This window comes from Paraburkholderia sp. MM5384-R2 (genome assembly GCF_014201025.1).
Lineage (GTDB): Bacteria > Pseudomonadota > Gammaproteobacteria > Burkholderiales > Burkholderiaceae > Paraburkholderia > Paraburkholderia tuberum.
In genome coordinates this window covers 118,142-142,622 of record NZ_JACHDI010000009.1, presented here as the reverse complement: position 1 = coordinate 142,622, position 24,481 = coordinate 118,142, and the positions used below count along the sequence as shown (strand labels likewise).

At 66.5% G+C, this 24,481-nt stretch carries 18 protein-coding genes; 16 read left to right on the top strand and 2 right to left on the bottom strand.

Annotation, left to right across the window (positions count from 1 at the left end):
- Positions 1-76: 76 nt before the first annotated feature.
- Together HDG37_RS16955 and HDG37_RS16950 are read left to right on the top strand one after the other, a co-directional pair.
- Entirely contained in the window at positions 77-751 is a 675-nt protein-coding gene (locus HDG37_RS16955) for an HAD-IA family hydrolase (protein ID WP_184049591.1), read from the top strand.
- Positions 752-785: 34 nt separating this feature from the next.
- Entirely contained in the window at positions 786-1,934 is a 1,149-nt protein-coding gene (locus HDG37_RS16950; RefSeq protein ID WP_184049589.1) for a DSD1 family PLP-dependent enzyme, read from the top strand.
- Positions 1,935-1,943: 9 nt separating this feature from the next.
- Here the strand turns inward: HDG37_RS16950 and hpaR are convergent, their stop codons facing one another.
- On the bottom strand, positions 1,944-2,351 hold the full coding sequence (gene hpaR, locus HDG37_RS16945; RefSeq protein WP_184049588.1) for a homoprotocatechuate degradation operon regulator HpaR: 408 nt from the start codon (positions 2,349-2,351) through the stop codon (positions 1,944-1,946).
- A gap of 191 nt (positions 2,352-2,542) precedes the next feature.
- Between hpaR and HDG37_RS16940 the strand changes: the two genes are divergently transcribed.
- The 7 genes from HDG37_RS16940 (at position 2,543) to hpaI (ending at position 8,558) form a co-directional block, all read left to right on the top strand.
- Positions 2,543-3,316, top strand: a complete 774-nt coding sequence (locus HDG37_RS16940; protein WP_184049586.1) for a fumarylacetoacetate hydrolase family protein — start codon at positions 2,543-2,545, stop codon at positions 3,314-3,316.
- Positions 3,313-4,071, top strand: coding sequence for a fumarylacetoacetate hydrolase family protein (locus tag HDG37_RS16935; RefSeq protein ID WP_184049584.1), 759 nt, complete (start codon positions 3,313-3,315; stop codon positions 4,069-4,071). The genes HDG37_RS16940 and HDG37_RS16935 overlap by 4 nt, the downstream gene beginning before the upstream one ends.
- Before the next feature lie 40 nt (positions 4,072-4,111).
- Positions 4,112-5,569, top strand: a complete 1,458-nt coding sequence (gene hpaE / locus HDG37_RS16930; RefSeq protein ID WP_184049582.1) for a 5-carboxymethyl-2-hydroxymuconate semialdehyde dehydrogenase — start codon at positions 4,112-4,114, stop codon at positions 5,567-5,569.
- 82 nt (positions 5,570-5,651) lie between these two features.
- Positions 5,652-6,515, top strand: a complete 864-nt coding sequence (gene hpaD / locus HDG37_RS16925) for a 3,4-dihydroxyphenylacetate 2,3-dioxygenase (protein WP_184049580.1) — start codon at positions 5,652-5,654, stop codon at positions 6,513-6,515.
- A 19-nt stretch (positions 6,516-6,534) separates the two neighbouring features.
- Positions 6,535-6,933: a 5-carboxymethyl-2-hydroxymuconate Delta-isomerase gene (locus HDG37_RS16920; protein WP_184049578.1), complete on the top strand. Its 399-nt coding sequence runs from the start codon at positions 6,535-6,537 to the stop codon at positions 6,931-6,933.
- A 7-nt stretch (positions 6,934-6,940) separates the two neighbouring features.
- The gene (gene hpaH, locus HDG37_RS16915) at positions 6,941-7,744 is read left to right on the top strand and encodes a 2-oxo-hept-4-ene-1,7-dioate hydratase (protein ID WP_184049576.1); all 804 of its coding nucleotides are present in this window, start codon (positions 6,941-6,943) and stop codon (positions 7,742-7,744) included.
- 10 nt (positions 7,745-7,754) lie between these two features.
- Positions 7,755-8,558, top strand: a complete 804-nt coding sequence (gene hpaI / locus HDG37_RS16910) for a 4-hydroxy-2-oxoheptanedioate aldolase (RefSeq protein WP_184049574.1) — start codon at positions 7,755-7,757, stop codon at positions 8,556-8,558.
- Between the two features lie 21 nt (positions 8,559-8,579).
- On the opposite strand, the gene HDG37_RS16905 is transcribed toward hpaI, so the two are convergent.
- The gene (locus tag HDG37_RS16905; RefSeq protein WP_184049572.1) at positions 8,580-10,901 is read right to left on the bottom strand and encodes a bifunctional diguanylate cyclase/phosphodiesterase; all 2,322 of its coding nucleotides are present in this window, start codon (positions 10,899-10,901) and stop codon (positions 8,580-8,582) included.
- Between the two features lie 500 nt (positions 10,902-11,401).
- Here HDG37_RS16905 and bcsD point away from each other — a divergent pair, with 500 nt between their 5' ends.
- The 7 genes from bcsD to HDG37_RS16870 all read left to right on the top strand — a co-directional run bounded on the left by bcsD (position 11,402) and on the right by HDG37_RS16870 (position 24,200).
- On the top strand, positions 11,402-11,857 hold the full coding sequence (gene bcsD / locus HDG37_RS16900) for a cellulose biosynthesis protein BcsD (protein ID WP_184049570.1): 456 nt from the start codon (positions 11,402-11,404) through the stop codon (positions 11,855-11,857).
- Between the two features lie 147 nt (positions 11,858-12,004).
- Entirely contained in the window at positions 12,005-12,733 is a 729-nt protein-coding gene (gene bcsP / locus HDG37_RS16895) for a cellulose biosynthesis protein BcsP (protein ID WP_184049568.1), read from the top strand.
- The gene (bcsQ, locus tag HDG37_RS16890; protein ID WP_184049566.1) at positions 12,730-13,518 is read left to right on the top strand and encodes a cellulose biosynthesis protein BcsQ; all 789 of its coding nucleotides are present in this window, start codon (positions 12,730-12,732) and stop codon (positions 13,516-13,518) included. The genes bcsP and bcsQ overlap by 4 nt, the downstream gene beginning before the upstream one ends.
- Positions 13,515-15,722 carry a UDP-forming cellulose synthase catalytic subunit gene (bcsA, locus tag HDG37_RS16885; RefSeq protein ID WP_184049564.1) on the top strand — a complete coding sequence of 736 codons (2,208 nt, stop codon included), beginning with the start codon at positions 13,515-13,517 and terminating at the stop codon, positions 15,720-15,722. Before bcsQ ends, bcsA begins: the two co-directional genes overlap by 4 nt.
- A gap of 3 nt (positions 15,723-15,725) precedes the next feature.
- A complete protein-coding gene (gene bcsB / locus HDG37_RS16880) occupies positions 15,726-18,290 on the top strand; it encodes a cellulose biosynthesis cyclic di-GMP-binding regulatory protein BcsB (protein ID WP_184049562.1) in 2,565 nt (854 codons plus the stop codon).
- 16 nt (positions 18,291-18,306) lie between these two features.
- Entirely contained in the window at positions 18,307-19,494 is a 1,188-nt protein-coding gene (gene bcsZ, locus HDG37_RS16875; RefSeq protein ID WP_184049560.1) for a cellulose synthase complex periplasmic endoglucanase BcsZ, read from the top strand.
- Positions 19,485-24,200, top strand: coding sequence for a cellulose synthase subunit BcsC-related outer membrane protein (locus HDG37_RS16870; protein ID WP_184049558.1), 4,716 nt, complete (start codon positions 19,485-19,487; stop codon positions 24,198-24,200). The genes bcsZ and HDG37_RS16870 overlap by 10 nt, the downstream gene beginning before the upstream one ends.
- The last annotated feature ends 281 nt before the right edge of the window (positions 24,201-24,481 follow it).

Below are 24,481 nucleotides of genomic sequence, written 5' to 3'. Positions count from 1 at the left end.
GTCAACCTATCTGAACGCTGAAGTACTATCGAAAACCTATAATTGACTCATCCTCAACAGCCGGCCCCATGCAATCATGACTGCCGCCGCCCATTCCACCGACACCCCCGCCTACCCCGACGCGGTCCTGTTCGACCTGCTAACCGCCCTGCTCGACTCGTGGACCTCATGGAACCGTGCGGCAGGCTCCGACGAAGCGGGCCGCGCATGGCGTGCCGCCTATCTGCGTCTGACATACGGCTGCGGCCGCTACGTTCCCTACGAACAACTGGTGCGCGAGGCCGCCACGCAAGTCGGTTTGTCCGAATCGGCCGCGAACGCGCTAGAGGCGAACTGGCTGAACCTGACGCCGTGGCCCGGCGCGCTCGGTGCGTTGCGCGCGCTCGCGCCGCACTGCAAGCTCGCGGTCGTCACCAATTGCTCGACGCGGCTCGGCTCGCAGGCGGCCGCGCTCTTGCCCGTGCGCTGGGACGTGATCGTGACCGCCGAGGAAGCCGGCGTCTACAAGCCGGACCCGCAACCGTACCGCCTCGCGCTCGACAAGCTCGGCGTCGAGCCGCGCCGCGCCGCCTTCGTCGCCGGCTCGAGCTACGACATGTTCGGCACCGCGGCCGTCGGTTTGCGGACTTACTGGCACAACCACGCCGGCCTGCCGCTCGTCACGGGAGCGCAGGCGCCCGAGGTCGAAGCGGCCTCGTTCGATGGGCTGGTGCCGTGGCTCGCAGGCTTTGGCCGCGATCGTCGTCACTGAATCTCCAACCTCACCTCGCTCCTCAGGTGCAAACATGAAACTCGAACAGATCGAAACCCCGGCCGCGCTGATCGACGTCGCGCGGATGCAGAAGAACATCGCGCGGATGCAGGGGCGGATGAATGCGCTCGGCGTCGCGTTCCGGCCGCACGTGAAGACCACCAAGTGCATCGACGTCGTGCGCGCGCAGATCGCCGCCGGCGCGCGCGGCATTACGGTGTCGACGCTGAAGGAAGCGGAAGCGTTCTTTGCGGCCGGCGTCGACGACATCCTGTACGCCGTCAGCATGGTTCCGTCGAAGCTGCCGCGCGCGCTCGCGCTGCGCCGCCAGGGCTGCGAACTGAAGCTCGTGGTGGACAATCCGACCGCCGCCACGGCGGTTGCCGCGTTCGGCGACCAGCACGGCGAAACGTTCGAGGTCTGGATCGAGCTCGATACGGACGGACATCGCTCGGGCATCCAGCCCGAACAGCAGACGCTGCTCGACGTCGGGCGGATTCTGCACGAGAACGGCGTGAAGGTCGGCGGCGTGATGACCCATGCGGGTTCGAGCTACGAGTTGAATACGCCTGAGGCGCTCGCCGCGCTCGCGGAGCAGGAGCGCGCGGGCTGCGTGCGCGCCGCCGAACGGTTGCGCGAAGCGGGCATCGCGTGTCCGGCCGTCAGCGTCGGTTCGACGCCGACCGCGCTCGCCGCGCGGCATCTCGAAGGCGTCACCGAGGTGCGGGCCGGCGTCTACGTGCTGTTCGATCTGGTCATGCACAACGTGGGCGTTTGCACGCTCGACGACATCGCGCTTAGCGTACTCGCGACCGTGATCGGTCATCAGGAAGACAAAGGCTGGGCGATTCTCGACGCGGGCTGGATGGCGTTAAGCCGTGATCGCGGTACGTCGCGGCAGTCGCACGATTTCGGCTATGGGCAGCCGTGTTTGCTCAATGGCACGTTGCTGCCGGACTATGTCGTGCGCGGCGCCAATCAGGAGCATGGGATTCTTGCGGCGGTTCCGGCCGATGCGCGAGCCGATGCACGGACCGACGACATCGCGCAGCGCTTTCCGATCGGTATGAAACTGCGCATCCTGCCGAACCACGCTTGTGCGACCGGCGCGCAGTTCCCCGAGTATCACGCGGTTGCGCCGGACGGCAGCAGCGTCGAATGGCAGCGATTTTACGGCTGGTAGGTCATCGCGTCACTCATCCTCTTCCGACAACCCCGCCAACAGATCGTCGACCGCGCGATACACGCGCTCGACGATCTCCGGTCCCACCTTGCGCTCGAGCTCGCGATAGTGCGCCTCGAGATCCTTCGCAATCACGCGCACCAGTTCGACGCTCGTATCGGTCAGCGACACGAGCACGCGCCGCTGATCCTCCGCGAAACGTTCTTTCGTCACGAGTTCCATGCTCTCCATGCGCGCGAGCACGCCGGCCATGCTCGGGCTCGAAATCGTGCAGATGTCGGAGATGTGGCGCGGCTCCATCGGGCCGTGCTCGTTGAGCGCGCGAATCACTCGCCATTGCTGCTCGGTGAGTCCATGCGCGGTGATCAACGGACGAAAACGCTCCATCATTTTTTCGCGGGCGCGTAACAACAGCATCGGCAAATTGCGGTGCAAAACTCGGGTGGACGCAGCGGACATAGTGGCAAGGAATCAGAAAAAAACAGCTGTCGAAGCTTACGGGAAAACCCGCGATCAACCGGCAGCCTATTGACCGTCGATGATATCAAGCGGGATACTACTAACATCTTAGTGTTTTCGCAAAACTTTCGCCACGAGGCTGCGCATTTATGTTTGCCCTTGCCGATCATCTGCTGCATCCCGAAGGCGACGCGCTGCCTCGCGACGTGGACGCCCACACCGCGGCCGCGTTGCTGGCACGCGGCGTTGCGTGTCGCGCGCCGGTCAGCGGCGTCGTGTACGGTGCCTTGCTGAACGATCGCGCCGCCTTGAACGCGCTGGGCGACGCAGTGCATGCGGCACCGTACAAGGCGCCGCCGAAAGCGCCGATTCTGTATCTGAAGCCGCGCAACACGCTGGCCGGGCATCGGGCGCGCGTGGTCGTGCCGGATAACACGCTCGGCGTCGAGGTCGGCGCGTCACTCGGCATCGTGATCGGCCGTACCGCGACGCGCGTCGGCGTCGAGCGCGCGGCGGACTACATCGCCGGCTATACGCTGGTCGGCGATCTGAGCGTGCCGCATACCAACGTGTATCGCCCGAACGTGCGACTGCGCGCACGCGACGGCTTCTGCGTGATCGGACCGGCGCTCGTCGCCGCGCGCCACGTCGCCGCGCCGGATCGGCTCGACATCGCCGTCTCGCTGAACCGCGCCGAACCGTTCACGGCAAGCACCGCAACCTCGGTGCGCAACGTCGCGCAATTGCTCGCCGACGTCACCGATTTCATGACGCTGAACGCGGGCGACGTGCTCACGCTCGGCGTCCGGCACGGCTCGCCGGTCGCGCACGTCGGCGATACGGCCACGCTGTCGATCGGCACGCTGCCGCCCTTGACCATATCGTTCATCGGCATGGATCAACACAACGGAGAACCGTCATGATGCGCGGCCGCGTCGCCTATGCGGGAGCGATTCACGAAGCGTATCCGCACGAGCAGGGTGTGCGCCTCGCCGACGGCCGCGTGCGTCGCGAGGACGAAGTGGTCTGGCTTGCGCCGATCGAAGTCGGCACGATCTTCGCGCTCGGCCTGAACTACGCCGAGCACGCGAAAGAATTGCAGTTCAGCAAACAGGAAGAACCGCTGGTGTTTCTGAAGGGGCCCGGCACGGTGCTCGGCCATCGCGGCCTCACGCGTCGCCCCGCCGACGTCACGTTCATGCACTATGAATGCGAGCTCGCGGTCGTGATCGGGCGAACCGCGCAAAACGTCGCGCGTGAAGACGCCATGCAGCACGTGGCGGGCTACATGATCGCGAACGACTACGCGATTCGCGACTACCTCGAAAACTACTATCGCCCGAATCTGCGCGTGAAGAATCGCGACGGCGGCACGGTGCTCGGCCCCTGGTTCGTCGACGCCGCCGACATCGCCGACGTCACGCAGCTCGAGCTGCGCACGTTCGTCAACGGCACGCGTCGGCAATGCGGCAATACGCGCGATCTCGTCACGGGCATCCGCGCACTGATCGAATACCTGAGCGGCTTCATGACGCTCGCGCCCGGCGACGTGATCCTGACCGGCACGCCCGAAGGCATCGTCAACGTCAACACGGGCGACGAAGTCGTCTGCGAAATCGACGGCCTCGGCCGTCTCGTCAACACGATCGCCTCGGACGCGGACTTCGGCCGCGCCTGATCGACAGCAAAGACCCACCGAACAGCGAAAGGACAAGGCGATGCCGATCGACCATCTGATCAACGGCGAGGCGTGCACCTCGAGCGACTATTTCGAAACCGTCAATCCCGCCACCCAGGAAGTGCTCGCCGAGGTCGCACGCGGCGGCGCGAAGGAGATCGATGCGGCCGTGCAAGCGGCCAAAGGCGCCTTCCCCGCCTGGGCCGCGAAACCCGCCGCGCAACGCGCGAAGCTGATCCGCAAACTCGGCGAGCTGATCGCGAAGCACGTGCCGGAAATCTCGGAGACCGAAACGAAGGACACCGGCCAGACGATCTCGCAGACGCGCAAGCAACTGGTGCCGCGCGCGGCCGACAACTTCAGCTATTTCGCCGAGATGTGCACACGCGTCGACGGCCACACGTACCCGACCGACTCGCATCTGAACTACACGCTGTTTCATCCGGTCGGCGTGTGCGCGCTAATCTCGCCGTGGAACGTGCCGTTCATGACGGCCACCTGGAAGGTCGCGCCCTGCCTCGCGTTCGGCAACACCGCTGTGCTGAAGATGAGCGAGCTGTCGCCGCTGACCGCCTCGATGCTCGGCAAGCTCGCGCTCGAAGCGGGCATCCCGGCGGGCGTGCTGAACGTCGTGCACGGCTATGGCAAGGAAGCGGGCGAGCCACTCGTCGCGCATCGCGACGTGCGCGCGGTGTCGTTCACCGGGTCGACCGCGACCGGCAATCGCATCGTGCAGACCGCGGGCCTGAAGAAGTTCTCGATGGAGCTTGGCGGCAAGTCGCCGTTCGTGATCTTCGACGACGCCGATATCGAACGCGCGCTCGATGCCGCGGTGTTCATGATCTTCTCGAACAATGGGGAGCGCTGCACCGCGGGCTCGCGCATTCTCGTGCAGCGCTCCATTTACGCGCGGTTTGCCGAGCGCTTCGTCGAGCGCGCGAAGCGTCTGACGGTGGGCGATCCGCTCGCGGACAGCACGATCGTCGGCCCGATGATCAGCCAGGGGCATCTCGCGAAAGTGCGCAGCTATATCGAGCTCGGCCCGAAGGAAGGTGCCACGCTTGCGTGCGGCGGGCTCGATACGCCCGAGTTGCCCGACGCCTTGCGTCACGGCAATTTCGTCACGCCGACCGTGTTCGTCGACGTCGACAACCGTATGCGCATCGCGCAGGAAGAGATCTTCGGACCGGTCGCGTGCCTGATTCCGTTCGACGATGAAGCCGACGCGATCCGTCTCGCCAACGATATTTCGTATGGTCTGTCGAGCTATATCTGGACCGAGAACTCGGGCCGCGCGTTGCGCGTGGCGGCCGCCGTCGAAGCCGGCATGTGCTTCGTGAACAGCCAGAACGTGCGCGATCTGCGCCAGCCGTTCGGCGGTACGAAGGCGTCGGGTGTGGGCCGTGAAGGCGGGACGTGGAGCTACGAAGTGTTCCTCGAACCGAAGAACGTCTGCGTGTCGCTCGGCTCGCATCATATTCCGCGCTGGGGCATTTGATCGCGACGTCAAACGAAATTGCTAAAGCATGGGACCGGAGTAAGAGCTGACGCTCTAACTCCGCTCGACACTGGAGACCGCGATGGGCAAACTCGCGTTGGCAGCAAAAGTTACACATGTGCCGTCGTTGTATTTATCCGAGCTCGACGGTCCGCACAAGGGTTGCCGTCAGGCCGCGATCGACGGACACCATGAAATCGGCCGACGCTGCCGCGAACTTGGCGTCGATACGATCGTCGTGTTCGACGTGCACTGGCTAGTGAATAGCGAATACCACATCAATTGCGCGCCGAAGTTCGAAGGCGTGTACACGAGCAACGAGCTGCCGCATTTCATCAGGAACATGCCGTACGCGTATCCGGGCAATGTCGGGCTCGGTCAGCTGATCGCGGACGTCGCCAACGAAATGGGCGTGAAAAGCCGCGCGCACAGCGAGACCACGCTCGAGCTCGAATACGGCACGCTGGTGCCGATGCGCTATATGAACGGCGATCAGCACTTCAAGGCGGTGTCGGTGGCGGGCTGGTGCATGTGGCACGACCTCGCGACCAGCGCGCGTTTCGGTCTCGCGGTACGCAAGGCCATCGAAGAACGCTACGACGGTACCGTGGCCATTCTCGCGAGCGGCTCGCTGTCGCATCACTTCGCGAACAACGGCACCGCCGAGCAGTTCATGCACAAAGTCTGGAGCCCGTTCCTCGAACAGATGGATCGCAGCGTGGTGCGCATATGGGAAGCCGGCGACTGGAAGACCTTCTGCGACATGCTGCCGCTCTACAGCGAGAAATGTTGGGGCGAAGGCGGCATGCACGATACCGCGATGCTGCTCGGTGCGCTCGGCTGGGATCGTTACGACGGCAAGGTCGAAGTCGTCACGCCTTATTTCGGCAGTTCGGGCACCGGCCAGATCAACGCGATCTTCCCGGTCACGCCGCTACCCGTCTGACACTCGCGAAGGAATCGCCATGCCTCACTTGACACTCGAATACAGCGCCAACCTCGCGGACGTGCAACGCCTCGGCGAACTATGCAAAGACCTCGCGCAGTGCCTCGACGCGCAGCGCGATAACGGCGAGCGCGTCTATCCGCTCGGCGGCATCCGCGTGCGCGCGCTGCGCTGCGACCAGTACTGCATCGCCGATGGGCGGCCCGACGCCGCGTTCCTGCACGCCAATCTGAAGATCGGCGCGGGCCGCCCGGAGGCCGTCAAGAAGGCGACCGGCGACGCGCTGTTCGCGCTGATCAAGCAGCGCTTCGCCACTGAGTTCGAACGGCAGGGGCTCGCGTTGTCGCTCGAAATCAACGAGTTCAGCGAAGCGGGCACCTGGAAGCACAACAATCTGCACGCGCGCTTCAAGGGCTGACATCATCATGCTAGACGAACAAACCATTCGCGACCTCGCCGCGCAACTCGATCACGCGGAAAAGACCCGCACGCAGCTGCGCCATTTTTCCGCGCAGTATCCAGAGATGACCGTACAGGACGGCTACGCGATACAACGCGAGTGGGTCAAGCTGAAACTCGCCGAAGGCCACGTAATCAAGGGCAGGAAGATCGGCCTGACGTCGCGCGCGATGCAGCGCTCGTCGCAGATCGACGAACCGGACTACGCGCCGCTGCTCGACAGCATGTTCATCGAAAGCGGCCAGGACATTCGCGTGGATCGCTTCATCGCGCCGCGCGTCGAAGTGGAACTCGCGTTCGTGCTGAACAAACCGCTGAAGGGCCCCGGCGTCACACTGTTCGCTGTGCTCGACGCGACCGCGTACGTGAGCCCGGCCGTCGAAATCATCGACGCGCGCATCGAGCAGTTCGATCGCGAAACACGCGCGCCACGCAAAGTCCATGACACGATCTCCGACTTCGCCGCGAACGCGGCCGTCGTGCTCGGCGGCCGGCCGGTGTGTCCGCTCGACGTCGACCTGCGCTGGGTCGGCGCGCTGCTGTACAAGAACGGCGCGGTCGAGGAAAGCGGGCTCGCGGCGGCGGTGCTCAACCATCCGGCCACCGGCGTCGCGTGGCTCGCCAACAAAATTGCTCCGTATGACGAATCGTTGAATGCGGGCGACGTGATCCTGAGCGGCTCGTTCACGAGCCCGATCCCCGCCCGCGCGGGCGACACGTTCCACATCGACTATGGCCCGCTCGGCGGCATCGGTTTGAATTTCATCTGAACGCATCGATATGTCTTTGCCGAAAAACTCCTTCAAACGCGCGCTCGCCGAAGGCAGACCGCAGTTCGGCCTGTGGGCCGCGCTCGCCGACGCCTACGTGACCGAGCTGCTCGCCACCGCCGGCTTCGACTGGCTGCTGATCGACAACGAGCACGCACCGAACGACGTACGCAGCACGCTGTCGCAATTGCAGGCGGTCGCCGCGTATCCGTCGCATCCGGTCGTGCGGCCGGTACGCAGCGACGCCGCGCTGATCAAGCAGTTGCTCGACATCGGCGCGCAAACGCTGCTGCTGCCAATGATCGACACGGCCGCGCAAGCGCTCGATGCGGTCGCGGCCACGCGTTATCCGCCGCAAGGCATTCGCGGCGTCGGCAGCGCGCTCGCGCGTGCGTCGCGCTGGAATCGCGTGCCCGACTATCTGGACACCGCCGCCGACGAACTGTGCGTGATCGTGCAGGCGGAGACCGTGCAGGGCCTCGACAATCTCGTGGAGATCGCGCATGTGGATGGCGTCGATGGCGTGTTTTTCGGGCCGTCGGATCTGAGCGCGTCGATGGGATTGCTCGGCAAGCCGGGCGACGCGCGCGTGCGCGACGCGATTCGCCACGGCATCGACACCGTGCGCACCGTTGGCAAGGCAGCGGGCGTGCTCGCCCCTGATCCCGCGCTGGCGGCCGAATATCTGGCGGCGGGCGCAACCTTCGTCGCGGTCGGCACGGACACCGGCTTGCTGAGCCGCGCGGCCGCGGACCTCGCCGGGTCGTACAAGAACCTGGCGGCGAGCGCGCCGCAGGTCAAAGGCGGGTATTGAAGCGAAAGCCTTTCACTTCCCTTACTCGCCCGCCGGCCAAGGCAAGCCTCGCGCCGACCAATCCAGCTCGACCCCCATCACACAGCGCCCGCTCGCCAGCTGCACGGCAAGTGTCACCGCGATGCACGGCCGCCCGCTCGCGAGCGACAGATAAGGGTTACTGGTGATCGCCTCGCCGGGCAGCAGCACCGCATTGCGGAAGTAAGGCCGATGATCCCAGCGCGCATCGCGCGGATTCGCGACCGGCTGCAGCGACGCGGCGTCCTTGCACCACGCCGGCCCACGCACCTCGTGACCGATCTGGCGGCCGGTGTCGTCGAGGATGAAACAGCTGATGCAACGCTTGAAGGTGGCGAGCAGCGCGAACGCATCGTCCATCATGGCGCCGGCGCGCAAGCCGTCGGCCGCGCGCCGCAGTTCGAGCCGGTACGGCTCCATTTCGGATTCGAACAACGCATGCTGATGCGCACGGCCCTGCGCGATCACGTCGAACGCATCGTCGATCTGGCGATGCACCGACTCGGGCGGCGCGATCTCTGCCGCGGGCCGCCCTAGCAGATAGCCCTGCGCGAAATCGACATTCGACTCGACCGCGAGAATCAGTTCGTCGGTCGTCTCGACGCCTTCGACGACCACCAGCATCCCCGCCTGGTGCAGCAGCGACACGAGTTTCGGCAGGATCGGCTGCTGCGTGCCGTACGTAGTCGCGCGAATCAGCTCGCCGTCGAGCTTGACGAGGTCCGGCCGGATCCGCAGCAGCCGGTCGAGATTCGACTGGCCCGCGCCGAAGTCGTCGACTGCGATCAGGAAGCCGTGCTGGCGATAGCGCGCCGCCGCGCGCGACATCTCGTCGACGCTGCCGCCATGCGATTCGAGAATCTCCAAAATCACGCGCTCGGGTTCGAGCCCCGCGGCGCGCACGATCTTCGTCAACTGGTCGGCGTAGCCTTCGGCGACGAAGGTGGACGGCAGGATGTTCAGGAACAGCCACGCGTCGCCGGGCAGCGCACGACGCGCGTTGCCGAGATGCACCGCGTGGCTCGCGCGGTCGAGCGCGCCTTCGTCGCTCGACGGCTTCGGCGCGAACATTACGACCGGCGGCACCAGCGTGCCGTCGTCATGCTCTCCGCGCAGCAGCGCCTCGAAGCCGACCTGCTTCTGATGCGATAGGCTGTAGAGCGGCTGAAAGTGCGAGATCAGATAGAAGTCTTCCCAGCGGTAACGCGCCGGGTCGGCGCTCGGATCGCCGAACGCTGACTGCAGCGCGTCGAACGGCAGCGCGCGCTCCGCGCAGACACGGTTGCGCCCCGTCTGCTTCGCGCGCAATAACGCTTCGTCCGCGCGATCGAGCAGCATCATGAAGCTTTCGCCGCGCCGATGCTCGGCGACGCCGAAGCTCGCGGTCAGATGGCCGTCCGGCCGTTCGATCGCGGCGATGTCGAGGCGCAGCCGCTCGGCGATCTGCAGCGCGCCGGTGAGATCATCGTCGAGCAGCAGCGCGAATTCCTCGCCGCCGATGCGGCTCACGCTTTGGTAGAGCGCAACCGCGTCCTTCAGCACCTGCGCGACCTGGAATAGCGCATGGTCGCCGACCGCGTGACCGAAGCGGTCGTTGAGCGACTTGAAGCTGTCGATGTCGAGAAAGATCGCGCTGATCTGCGCCCCTGGCGCCAGCGTCTCGAGGCGTCCCTGCGCGTGCTTGACGAACGAGCGACGATTTTGCAGCCCGGTCAGCGGATCGGTCGCCGCGAGTTGCGCGAGCTGGCTCTCGAGCAGAAAGTGATTGCGCCGGAAACGGTAGAAGCCGAAATGGAATACCACCGCCGTCGGCGCACCGATCGCGATGACCCACGTCCACACGGCCGCGTCGACCTCGGGCGCATGAGCTTTGCCGCGCAGCAGCGCGATGGCCGCCGCGTAGAACACCACGCTGCCGGTGACGAAATGCGCGGGCGTGAGCCATAGCGGCGCCGCGCAGATCGGTATCACCACGAATGCGGGCAATAGCCACGGCAACGGATACGCGAGGCCCTTCGCATTCAGCACGAGCCCGGCGATCAGCACCAGTTCGTACGCGACGCCGATCGCGCCGAACAGCGCCGTCGACTTCGCGCGCGGGATCGCCAGCACCAGCAGCGCGAGCAGGAGCGCGCATAGCAGCCGGTACGCGAGCGGCCCGGCCGGTGCGCCGACCAGTTCGCGCGCCGTTACCATGCACAGGAACGCAACCACCGTGAAGCCCATCGTCACGAGGGAAAGCGGCCGCTGATGGTCGAGCGAGCGCCGGTGAAAGCGCTCACGCATGCTTGGCTCGGGCAGGTGCTGCGTCGGGATGGCAGACATAGATGGCTGATCAGGGTTTCCGGTCACTCCGCCAATGGTTATCGGCAAACGTTCGATAAACATTTAGGGCTAACGTAACACGACGTATAAATTCGGCGCCTGCGTGCCGAACGACGCCGCGCCGATCTTTCGCGCGACTCACCATCCGCCGAATGCACGATTAAAAGACTAAAGCTCAAAGCAGGCCGGATTGCCGGCTAATACACCTATGGTTCCGCAAGCCTTTTCGCGCGCCAGGCGAAGATTAACCTTTCAATTTCCTTTAAGCAGCAAAAATTACGTAATTCATGTGGCTCGATTGCGCGCTTATTACCGTATAAGCCGAGCAATGGAGAGTGGCTAAAAGCCTGTGTCTTAAGTAGACTGCTTGCAATGTGTGCCGGGCACCCTGGACAACCCGGTAGAAATGACGTAATCGGCGCCCCATTGCCGAACGACTCCGATGCTCAATGGCTGTCACGTCCGCAATGTGCAACGGGCCGCGACCACTTCCGGGAAACATGGTCCCAATCCTCAACTATCTGCTCGAACGCCAAATCTCGCCGCAATGGCGCGGCATGCTGAGCGCGCTGGCGAGCGAGTTCGAAGCGCAAATCGGACACGACGAGCTGCGCCAGCTGATGCATCGCGTCGGCAGCCGTTTCGCGCTCGCGTATCCGCTGCCCGCCTGCGCATCGACGGCCGAGCTCGAGCAGGTGTTGAATTCTTACTGGCATCAGATGGATTGGGGTTACATCGCGCTCGCCGATGAGGCGGAGTCGCTGCGCATCATTCACTATTGCGCGCCGCTGCCCGCCTTCGGCGAATCGGCGCTCGCCTGGACGCCGGCATTTCTCGAAGGCGCCTATCAGACGTGGTTGAGCGCGTTGGGCGCGCAGGGTTTGTCGGTCGTGCAGACGAGCGCGTTCGGCGAGGACAGCTCGCTCGAATTCCGCCTCGGCCGTCACCCCGCCTGAGCACCAGCGGGCGCTGCACGCATACGTGCGAACGAGCGTGCGACGGCGATACAGCCGCCACGCAGAATCAGGGAACGCAGTTCAAATAAACAGCACCCCGAGCGGTCGGTTTGGGGCCATGCACGGTATGTAACTGACAACGGCATCATGAGTTCATCGAGCGACATCGAAAAACTGTTCGAGCAATTTGGCGGCGACGCCAACGCGTACCAGGAGATTGGCCGCGAGAACGACGCGCGCGCCGCGCGCACTCGTTGGCCGCTGCTCGTGACGCTCGATCTGACGCAACCGGCCATTCCGGCAATCGGCCAGCTTCGCGACGCGAAACCACAGCCGCCGATAACCGTGGCGCCACTGGCCGCCGTCCACGAGGACACGACACCGAAGGACATGGCATCCGTGACGCGCGCGAAGGCACCGCTGTTCACGCGCCCGCACCGGCGTGACATTCCACCGGTACCTGTGGCCGCAGCCCAGCCCGCGGCGCCGAGCGGCGCGTCACGCTTCCGCACGGCTGACGAACTCGACGAAGCGGCCGCGCAAACGATTGCGCCTGTCGCGCCAGGCAGGACACGCCCCGCCGCGCCCGCTTATGGCAGCGCGAGCACGGCACCGGCATCGTCGATGCCACCGCAAACAGCGCCGCAACCCACCTATACGGCCCAACCCGCGCAACCGGCCCAACCGCCGTCGATCCTCGGCAAGCTGTTTGCAGCGCAAACCCCGAGCGCGTCGCCGCAAGCGGCCGCGCCCGCGTCGCTGAACTCGGTGTTCGACCGTCTGCGCGGCACGTCCGCCCAAGGCACGCAAGCACCCGCCGGCACCGCGCGCGGCGGCTTCGCCTCGTGGCTCACCAACGGTCCGCGTCGCTCATGAAAGTCATTGCCGTGGTGTCCGCCAAAGGGGGGGTCGGCAAGACCACCCTCGCCGCCAATCTCGCTTCCGTGCTCGCCAACAGCGGCCGGCGTGTGATTGCACTCGATCTCGATCCGCAGAACGCCCTGCGGCTGCACTTCGGCGTGCCGCTCGACAGCATCGACGGCCTGTCGCGCGCGACTCTCTCGGGCAACCCGTGGCAAACGGTGATGTTCGACGGTATCGACGGCGTGACCGTACTGCCGTACGGCGCGCTGCTGGAGGACGACCGCCGCCGCCTCGAGGCGCAGATCGACCAGCATCCGCAATGGCTCGCGCAGTCGCTGCAGCACCTGCGGCTCGATGCGTCCGACATCGTGATCGTCGATACGCCGCCCGGCTCGTCGACCTACGTGCGAACCGCGCTGAGCGCGGCCACCTTCGCGTTGAACATCGTGCTCGCCGACGCCGCGTCGTACGCGGCGATCCCGCAGATGGAGCGGCTGATCGAAACCTACGCGGCGCCGCGCGCGGACTTCGGCGGCGTCGGCTACGTGATCAACCAGATCGATCAATCCCGCCAGTTGACCAAGGACGTGCTGAAGGTGCTGCGTCAGATGCTCGCCGGCAAGGTGTTCCCCGGCGTGATCCATCTCGACGAAGGCGTCAGCGAAGCGCTCGCCTGCGACACCACGCTGATCCATTACGATCCGCTGAGCCAGGCCGCCGCCGATTTCCGCGCATGCGCCGCGTGGCTCATGGCGGCGCTCGACGCGATCGCCGCCAAGCCAAGGAACGTCGCATGAGCAGTCCAGCCTCCTCGCGCGAGCCCGAGGCCGGCGAGCCGTCGCGGTTCCAACGCTTCATCGACGCAAGCTTCTGGAACAGCCGCATCGTCACCGGGCTCGTCACGATGCTCGCGCTGTACATGCTGTACTTCGTGTTCACGGTGCCGCTCGAGTTCTATCAGCAGTTGACCTTCGCGACCCTGTGCTTCGTGCTCGCGCTGCTGTTTCGCCGTCTGCCCGGCCGCTACGCGACGATGGTGATGATCATGCTGTCGATCGTCGCGTCGGGCCGCTACATGTACTGGCGGCTGACCGAAACGACGTACTGGGAGCATCCGCTCGACGCCGCCTGGGGTCTGCTGCTCGTGTCCGCCGAGCTCTACGCGACGATCGTGCTGATGCTCGGCTACTTCCAGACCGCGTGGCCGCTCAAGCGCAAGCCAATGCCGCTGCCCGCCAATCGCGACGAATGGCCGACCGTCGACGTGTTCATCCCGACCTACAACGAGCCGCTCGCCGTCGTGAAGCCGACCGTCTATGCGGCGCTCGCGCTCGACTACCCGGCCGACAAGATGTCGATCCACGTGCTCGACGACGGCCGCCGCGCCGAGTTCAAGGCGTTCTGTGAGGAAGTCGGGGTGAACTGGACGATCCGCACGCACAATCGCCACGCGAAGGCCGGCAACATCAACGAGGCGCTGAAGATCACGAGCGGCGAGTACCTCGCGATCTTCGACTGCGATCACATCCCGACCCGCTCGTTCCTGCAGATCGGCCTCGGCTGGTTCCTGCGCGACAAGCTGCTGTCGATGCTGCAAACGCCGCACCACTTCTTCTCCGCCGACCCGTTCGAGCGCAACCTCGGCACTTTCCGCAAGGTGCCGAACGAAGGCGAGCTGTTCTACGGCCTCGTGCAGGACGGCAACGATCTGTGGAACGCGACGTTCTTCTGCGGCTCGTGCGCGCTGCTGCGCCGGAGCATGGTCGGCGAGATCGGCGGCATCGCGGTGGAGACCGTCACCGAGGACGCGCACACTGCGCTGAAGCTGCACCGCCTCGGCTACACCACCGCGTATCTGGCGATTCCGCAGGCCGCCGGCCTCGCGACCGAAAGCCTGTCGGGCCATATCGGCCAGCGCATCCGCTGGGCGCGCGGCATGACGCAGATCTTCCGCATCGACAATCCGCTCACCGGCAAGGGGTTGAAGATCGGCCAGCGGCTGTGTTACCTGAACGCGATGATGCACTTCTTCTACGGCGTGCCGCGTCTCGTGTTCCTGACCGCGCCGCTGTCGTATCTGTTCTTCGGCGCGCATGTGATCGAGGCGGCGGCCGGCACGATCGCGATCTACGCGCTACCGCACATGATGCACGCGAGCATCACGAACTCGCGGATGCAGCGCCTGTTCCGCCATTCGTTCTGGGCCGAGGTGTACGAGTCGGTGCTGGCGTCGTACATCACCGCGCCGACGCTGCTCGCGCTGATCAACCCGAAGCTCGGCAAGTTCAACGTGACGGCCAAGGGCGGCGTGATCGAGAAGAGCTACTTCGACTGGTCGATCTCGCGGCCGTATCTGTTCCTGCTGCTGCTGAACCTGCTCGGCTTCCTCGCCGGTCTGGTGCACATCTACATGAACTGGCACGTGCGCAGCATCGTCGAGACCACACTGCTCAATCTCGCGTGGACCAGCTACAACATGCTGATCCTCGGCGCGAGCGTGGCCGCCGCGAGCGAGCGCCGCCAGATCCGCGCGGTGCCGCGCGTCGCGATGAAGATGCCGGTGATGCTGAAGTTCTCGACCGGCCGCACGCTCGCGTGCGAAACGATCGACTACTCGGAAGGCGGCGTCGGTGTCGCGCTGCCCAGCACCATCGAAGTGCCGATGCAGGAGCGCGTGACCGTGTCGCTGTTCCGCGGCGACGAGGAGTACGCGTTCCCCGCCACCGTCAGCTTTACTGAGCCGGGCCGCGTGGGGCTGCGCTTTTCGTCGATGTCGCGCGAACAGGAGTACGAGTTCGTCAAAACCACCTTCGCGCGCGCGGACGCGTGGACCGGCTGGGCCGAGGGGCGCGAGCACGACACCCCGCTGCGCGGTCTGTCGCACGTGCTGAAGGTCGGCGTGCGCGGCATCGCGGGGCTGTTCGAACATCTGTACGACGACTTGCGCAGTTCGATCAAAAGCCGTCCCGCGGACGTCAAGAAGCTAAAAACGAAAGACTGATCTATGGGCTACCGGATGGCCACGGACAATATCGAACGCCCGGCACACGGGCGCAACAGCATTGGACCCCAATCGCGCCTGTCTGCTTGTCACGGCTTGCGACACTCGCGGCGAATCCTGCGCGGCGTCGCCTGCTGGCTCGCGCTGCAGACCGCGCTGGCGTCGTTCGTGCCGCTCGCTCAAGCGGCCACCCCTGCCGCCGCCGCGGCCAAACCGGCGTCGGACGCGGCGGCACCCGCCGGCGCGCCGCAAACCCCGCAAGTCGCGACCGGTGTCGGCAACGTGCCCGCGCCGAGCGCGGCGGTGCCGTTCGATCCGAACGCGATCGCCCAGGGCCAGCTCGCCACGCCGACGCCCGCGCTCGCGGCGGCGTCGGTGAAGGCGCCCGGCATGCGCACGCCGACCACCGCCGAGCCCGGCACGCTGGTGCCCGGAGGCCGCCGCCAGACGCTGACGTTCGCCGACTTCGGCGCGCTCGACCCGCTGCAATTGCGCGGCGTCGACGGACAGAACGGCATCGCGTTCTCGGTGCGCGGCGACGAGGTCGTGACCGGCGCGACGCTGCATCTGATCTACAGTTATTCTCCCGCGCTGCTGGCGAATCTGTCACAGCTGAAGGTGCTGATCAACGGCGAAGTCGCGGCGACACTGCCGCTGCCCCACGAGCAGGCCGGCATGCTGGTCGCGCGCGAGATCACGATCGATCCGCGCTTCATCACCGACTTCAACCACCTGAACCTGCAGCTGATCGGCCACTACACGACGGCCTGCGAAGACCCCGCGAACTCGTCGCTGTGGGCGACGATCAGCAACGCGAGCTCGCTCGACCTGACCTACTCGTCGCTCGCGACGAAGGCGGAGCTGGCCGCGCTGCCGCAGCCGTTTTTCGACCGCCGCGACGTGCGCCGCCTCGAGCTGCCGTTCGTGCTCGCGCAGAAGCCGGGCAACGGCACGCTCGAAGCCGCCGGCATCGTCGCGTCGTGGTTCGGCTCGCTCGCCGGCTACCGCGGCGCGGTGTTTCCCACCCAGCTCGACAACGCGCCGCTGTCGGGCAATGCGGTCGTGTTCGCGACCAGCGACCAGCATCCGGCCGGCGTGACGATTCCCGAGATCACCGGGCCGACCATCGCGGTGGTCGAGCGCGACGCGAACGCGCGCGGCAAGCTGCTGCTCGTGCTCGGCCGCAACGAGGCCGAGCTGAAGACCGCCGCGAAGTCGCTCGGGATCGGCCATAGCGCGCTGTCCGGCGCGAGCGCCACGATCACGTCACTGAACGAAATTGCGCCGCGCGTGCCGTACGACGCGCCGAACTGGCTGCCGACCGACCGCGCGGTGCGCTTCGGCGAGCTCGCCGATCCGAAAGACCTGACCGTGTTCGGCTACGACGCCGACGCGGTGCGCATCAACATGCGGGTGCCGCCCGATCTGTTCATGTGGCACACGCGCGGCGTGCCGATCGATCTGCGCTACCGCTACACGGTGCGGCCGGTGCGCGACCGCTCGTCGCTGAACATCAGCGTGAACAACGGCTTCGTGCAGGCGCTGCCGATTCCGGCGCGCCCTGCGTCGGTGTTCGACCTGAGCCGCTACTTCAACCTCATCATGCCCGACGGCACCGCCGACGCGCGCCGCAACATCCGCATCCCGCCGCTGCTGATGACGCCGCGCACACAGCTGCGGCTGCACTTCTACTACGACATCCCGAACACCGGCGAATGCGCGGGCCGCCTGCTGCAGAACGTGGTCGGCGCGATCGATCCGAACTCGACGATCGACCTGTCGTCGTTCCCGCACTACATGGCGCTGCCCGATCTGGCCGCGTTCGCCAACAGCGGCTTTCCGTTCACGCGGATGGCGGACCTCTCCGAGACCGCCGTCGTGCTGCCGGACGACCCGGACGCGAGCGACTACAGCCTGTATCTGCTGACGATGGGCCGGATGGGCGAATCGACGGGCTATCCGGTCTCCGGCGTGAGCGTCACCCATGCGGCCGACGTCGAGCGCCTCGCCGACAAGGACCTGCTGGTGTTCGGCGCGCCTGGCAAGCAGCCGCTGTTGCAGCGCTGGTCGAAGTCGATGCCGTTCTCCAGCGACGGCGCCGCGCACACGTTCCAGCTCACCGACCTGGTGTTCAAGCTGCGGGACTGGTGGCACGGCGAGCGCGGCGTCGAGCGCACGCCCGCGCGTGCCGATCTGACGATGGTCAGCTCGAACGGCGCGGCGCTGCTAACCGGCTTCGAGTCGCCGCTGCAGCGAGGCCGCAGCGCGGTTGCGCTGATCAGCGCGGCCGGCCCGTCGGATGCCGATCTGTCCGCCGCGCTGCTCGACGCCGACGTGCTGCCGAAGATTCAAGGCGCGATGGCCGTGATCCATGGCCGCGCCGTCACCATCACGTCGAACGGCACCGCATACTACGTGGGCCGTCTGTCGCCGCAGGAGTATCTGCGCTGGGCACTGTCGTCGCATCCGCTGCTGCTGTTGCTCGGCGGCGTGCTCGCCGCGCTGATCATTGCAGCCTTGTTCTACCGGACGCTTCGCGCGATCGCCGCGCGTCGGCTGAAGGACTGATACGGATATGACTCGAATGCGGTTTCGGATCAGCAGAAGAACCTCTTTTGCGCTGGCGCTCGGTATCGGCATGACGGCGTCGGCCAGTCTGGCGGGTTTGAGCGGCGCCGCTCAGGCCGCGCAGAACGGCGCTGCATGCGGCGACTGGGGCGCCTGGCAAAGCTTCGTGCAACGCTTCGTCCAGGCCGACGGCCGCGTGATCGATTACTCGACGCCGGCCCAGCAGACCACCTCGGAAGGCCAGTCCTACGCGCTCTTTTTCGCGCTGGTCGCCAACGACCGCGCGACCTTCGACAAGCTGCTCGGCTGGATCCGCGCGAATCTCGCGGGCAACCAGTTCGACGCCCAGAACCTGCGGCTGCCCGCATGGCAATGGGGCAAGAAGCCGGACGGCTCGTACGGCGTGCTCGATCCGAATTCGGCATCGGATTCCGACCTCTGGATCGCCTACGATCTGCTGCAGGCCGGCCGCCTGTGGCACAACCCCGCCTACACGCAACTGGGCCAGGCACTTGCCGAGCGCATCGCGCACGACGAAGTCGCGAATCTATCTGGCCTCGGGCCGATGCTGCTGCCGGGGGCGCAGGGCTTCAGGAACGGCAACGTCACGCGTCTGAATCCGAGCTATCTGCCGCTGCCGGTGTTGCGCGCGCTCGCGCACGAGGTGCCGGACGGTCCGTGGGCCAAGCTCGCCGACAACGCTTATCAGTTCGTCAAAACCGTGTCGCCGCAAGGCTTCGCGCCTGACTGGGCGGGGTGGCAGAACGGCCGGTTCGTCGTCGATCCGAAGAACGGCGACGTCGGCAGCTACGATGCGATCCGCGTCTATCTGTGGGCCGGCCTCGCTTCGCCCGCCGATCCGCTCGCGAAGCCGTGGCTCGGCGCGCTCGGCGGCATGCGCGCGAAGGTCGCGCAGAACGGCTTCCCGCCGGAGAAGGTGTCGTCGACCACCGGCGCGGCGAGCGGCGAAGGCCCGCTCAGCTATTGGGGCGCGCTCGCGCCATACTTCAAGACACTGGGCGACGAGCACGGACTCGGCCTCGCGCGCACGCGGCTCGCCGCGCTCGAGGCGAATGTTCCGGGCCGTGAACCGGTGTACTACGATCGTGTGTTGGGTCTGTTCGGCAGGGGGTTCATCGATGGCCGCTATCGCTTCGATGAAGCCGGCGGTCTCGTGCCCGCCTGGAGGACCGCATGCGATTGAACGCCCTCGCCGGGTCGCTGCATATCGCGCTGTGCGTCGGCGCGCTCTTGTGCGCGGCCGCGGCCGCGCCCGATGCGCTCGCGCAGGCGAGCAAAGATCCGCTGACCGTGCTGATCGATCAGGGCAAGTACTGGCAGTCGCATCAGCGCGGCGACCTCGCCGAGCAGGCCTGGCAGAAGGTGCTCAGCATCGATCCGAAGCAGCCCGACGCCCTGTTCGGCATGGGCATGCTGCTGGCCGACCGCAAGGACGGCGCCGGCGCGCAGCAATACCTCGCGCGGCTGAAGGCGGCCGCGCCGAATTATCCGAATCTCGATGAGCTCGGCCGCCGCCTTGGCGAAACGAGCCCGCGCGACCAGACCATCAGCGAGGCGCGCCGGCTCGCGCAAGCCGGTCAGAGCGCGAGCGCGGTGCAGGAGTATCAGCGCGCGCTGGCCGGCAAGCCCGCCACGCCCCAGTTGCAGCTCGAGTATTACCAGGCGCTGTCGGCGACGCCGCAAGGCTGGGACGAAGCACGCCGCGGCCTCGAACAGCTCGCGCACGACAATCCCAACGACCCGCGCTTCGCACTCGCGTACGCGCAGCATCTGACCTATCGCGACGTTACGCGGCGCGACGGTATCGCGCGGCTGCAAAAGCTCGCCGGCGACACCTCGGTCGGCGCGGCGGCGAAAAAGAGCTGGCGCCAGGCGCTGCTGTGGCTCGACGCGCGGCCCTCGGACGCCGCGCTGTACGAGTCGTACTTCCAGACCGCCGGTGAAGATGCCGCCGTGAAGGCGCGCTTCGATTCGATGGTGCAGCAGGACAGCGCGGCGCGCGCCCGCGCGCAGGAAAACGCCGCCGCCGACGCGCGCGGCCGCGTGATCGCCGACGGCTTCGCCGCGCTCGACCGCGACGACATCGTGAGCGCGCGCGCCCGGTTCTCGTCGGTACTCGCGAACAGTCCTAACGATACCGACGCGCTCGGCGGCATGGGCATCGCCGCGCTGAAGCAGGAGCGTTTCGCCGAGGCGCGCAACTACCTCGAGCGTGCCTCGCGCGGACCGAATCCGGCGCGCTGGAAAACCGCGCTCGACAGCGCGACCTACTGGACCTACACGAGCGAAGCGATCGGCGCGCGCAGCAATGGCGAGTTCGCGAAGGCGAAGGCACTGTTCGAGCGCGCGATCGCGCTGAATCCGTCCGACGTGACCGCCCAGGTGCAGCTCGGTGAAATGCTGCTCACGACCGGCGACCCGGCCGGCGCCGAGCAGGCATACCGGATGGCATTGCGCCGCCAGGCCGACAACCCGGACGCGATTCGCGGCCTCGTCGGTGCGCTCGCCGCGCAGGGCCGTGCCGACGAGGCGCTGCGGTTCGCCAATCAGCTGAACGCGCAGCAACAGGCGAAGGTCGGCGGCATCGACCGTTTGCGCGGCGACGCGCAGGCAGCGCAGGCGCGCGCGGCCGAAGCGCGCGGCGATCTCGGCAGCGCGCGCAGCCTGTTCGAAGACGCGCTGCTGAACAAGCCCGACGATCCGTGGCTGCGGCTCGACCTCGCGCGCATCTACGTGCGCCAGGGCGCGGTCGCGAATGCGCGCAGCATGATGGACGGTCTGCTCGCCACGCATCCGGACATGACCGATGCGCTGTACGCGAGCGCGCTGCTGTCGGCGGAAACGCAGGACTGGTCGACCGGTCTCGCGCAGCTCGACCGTATTGCGCCCGCGCAGCGCACCGATGCGATGACGACGTTGCAGCATCGGCTGTGGGTGCATCGGCAGGCCGACCTCGCGACGCGCATGGCGAAGCACGGCCAGACGCAGCAGGCCATCGCGACCTTGCGCGCCGCCGAGCCGGTGGCCGGCAACAACCCCGAGCTGATCGGCGTGATCGCCGGCGCTTACCAGCAGGCCGGCGACCCGACCCGCGCGCTCGCACTCGTGCGCGGCGCAATGAGCGCGGCGCCCGGCAACACCGATCTGCTGCTGCAATACGCGAGCATTCTGTCCGCGGCCAACCAGCAGGCCGAGCTCGGCACCGTGATGCGCCAGTTGCAAGGCATGCAACTGACGCCGCAACAGCGGATTGACTTCAACAACCTGAATCTCGGCATCGTCATCCGACAAGCCGACGCGGTACGCCTGCGCGGCGATCTCGCGAGCGCCTACGACGTGATCGCGCCGTGGCTCGCCGCGATGCCCGACAACCCCGACCTGCAGGCCGCGCTCGGCCGCATGTATGCGAGCGCGGGCGACGACCGCAACGCGCTCACGAGCTTGCGTGTCGCGCTGCAGCGCCGCCCCGACGATCTGAATCTGCTGCAGGCGGCGATCTCGGCCGCGGCCGGCGCGAAGCAGTTCAGCTACGCCGAAACGCTCGCGAACCAGGCGCTCGCCCTCGCGCCCAACGACCCGGGCGTGCTCGCGACCGTGGGGCGCATGTATCGCGCCCAGGGCAAGCTGTCGCTCGCGTCGACCTATCTGCAACGCTCGCTGGTCGCGGCCAATACGCCGCTGGCGGCGAACGCGCCCCGCAACGCAGGCACCAACGTGCCGCGCGGCTGGGAAGCGGCGATGGGCCAGATCGGCGCGACGCCGCTGCCGGGCACCAATCCATTCGAAGGCAAAACGGCGATCGTCCCTTCGGGCGAGGCCGACAATGCCGCGCGTCCCGCGCTTCCGTTCCTGAATACGCAGTCTTCCTCGCCGACGCAGACCGTGCCGAACTATCCGCCGCCCCTTCAGCCCGCGCCGTATGTCGCGCCCTATACGGCGCCCGCCGCGACGCCTTATAACGCGCCTGCCGCACAGCCCGCGCCGGTCGCCGCACCGTACGGAGCGCCCCGCTCCGCCGCCGAGGTCGGCGGCTACGGACAGGAATCCAACGGATCGAGCCAGTCGGGCGCGCCGTTGCAGCCTTATCCGGGGCAAGGTCAGGCGCCCGGGCAGCCGATGCCGCGGCAGCAGTACGACGCGGGCTATGCGCAGCCGCAGCCCTATGCGCAGCAGCAAGCGTATCCGCAGCCACAGCCTTACCCGCAGCAGCAAGCGTATCCGCAGCAACCGGCGTACGGGCAACCGGCGTACGGGCAGCCGGCATACGGGCAGCAGCCCTACGGCGCGCAGGACGGCTATGCGGCCACACCGTGGCCTATGTCGCCGGCCGCGCGCCAAGCGCAGGCCAACGCCGCGTCGACGACGGCGCTGCCGTACGGATCGACACGCACGAGCACGCAGAAGAGCGCCAAGAAGAGCACGGCGAAAACGAGCCAACCCGCGCCGGTCTACGCGCAGCCGCCGCCGTATCCGCAGCAGCAGGGCTACGCGCAGCCGTATCAGCCGTACCCGCCGCAACAGCCCTATCAACAGCAGCCTTACCCGAACCAGGGCTACTACGCGCAGCAGCCGTACATTCCGCAACCGCCGGCCGGCTACGCGCAGCCGTACTACCCGCCCGGCAGCAACGCGCAGAACAACCCGCAGTCGAACGTCGCGAACGCGCAGACGCTCGGCGTCGCCGAGGAGCTTGCGCAGGTCAATCGCGAGCAGTCGAGCACCGTGTCGGGCGGCCTGATCTTCCGCAATCGCGTCGGCGAGGACGGACTGTCGTCGCTCACCGACATCGAGGCGCCGATTCAGGGGCGTATCAAGGCGGGCAACGGTCACGTGGTCGTGACCGCGACCCCGGTCACGCTCGACGCAGGCACCGCGTCGAACAGCACGTCGACGCTCGCGCGCTTCGGCGCGGGGCTTTCGACCGCGTCGTCGAAATCGGCGGCGCAGAACGGCACCAACAACTACGGCAGCCAGACCGCAAGCGGTGTGGGCCTGTCCGTCGGCTATGACAGTCGCAGCATCAGCGGCGATATCGGCGTGACGCCGATCGGCTTGCGCGAGACCAACATCGTCGGTGGCGCGAAATACAACGGCGGCATCACCGACAAGGTCTCGTACTCGATCGCGGTCGCGCGGCGCGCGGTGACGGACAGCCTGCTGTCGTACGCGGGCGCGCGCGATGCGGCCGCCGGCCTCGAATGGGGCGGCGTCACGTCGAACGGCGCGCTTGCCAGCCTCAGCTGGGACGACGGCACGAGCGGCCTGTACGTGAACGCGTCGTATCAGCACTACATGGGCACCAACGTGCCGAGCAACAACGCGGTCAAGGGCGGCGGCGGCGTCTACACGCGTCTGCTGAAAGACGCCGACCAGACGCTGACGGTCGGCGTGAACACGACGATCATGGGCTACAACCGCAATCTGTCGTACTTCACTTACGGCCAGGGCGGCTACTTCAGTCCGCAGCAGTACGTGATCCTGAATCTGCCGGTCGAATGGTCGGGCCGCGCGGGCCTGTTTACATATGACGTGAAGGGTTCGATCGGCGTGCAGCATTATCGCGAGGATGCGTCGAACTACTTCCCGCTGAACGACGGCTCGACGCGGCAAGGCGACGCGGCCGCCGCCGCGCAATCCCTCGGCAACGGTCTGACCGCCGTCTACCCGGGTCAGAGCAAGACCGGCGTGTCGTATTCGATCAGCGGCGTCGGTGAATATCAGCTCGCGCCGCAGCTCGCGGTCGGGGCGACCGCGTCGCTCGGCAATGCCTATGAATATCGCGAGTGGCTCGCGGCCGTGTACGTGCGCTACAGCTTCAACAAGCAGACCGGCTTGCAGCCGTTCCCGCCGGTGCCGTTGACGTCGCAGTATCTGTCGCTGTCCAACTGACGGACGCACTCGTTGGCTGAGGTCGCGGCTTGCATTCGATGAATCGCAAGCCTCGTCGCCCCCGCCCTCACTTTCGTTCGCACTCCGTCGCATAGCGCCGGCCATGCTCGAGATAGCCGGCCTCGTGGCTGCTCACGAGCTCGACGGCGGGTTTGGGGAGTGGATATCGTGTGATGTTTATCTTCGCCATCGTATGGTGCGTTCCATGAAGTTCGAAGCTCGCGCAGGAGTCGGGGACGGCAGCACGATTCGCACCTAACCGTGGGCACGACCACGCCTTA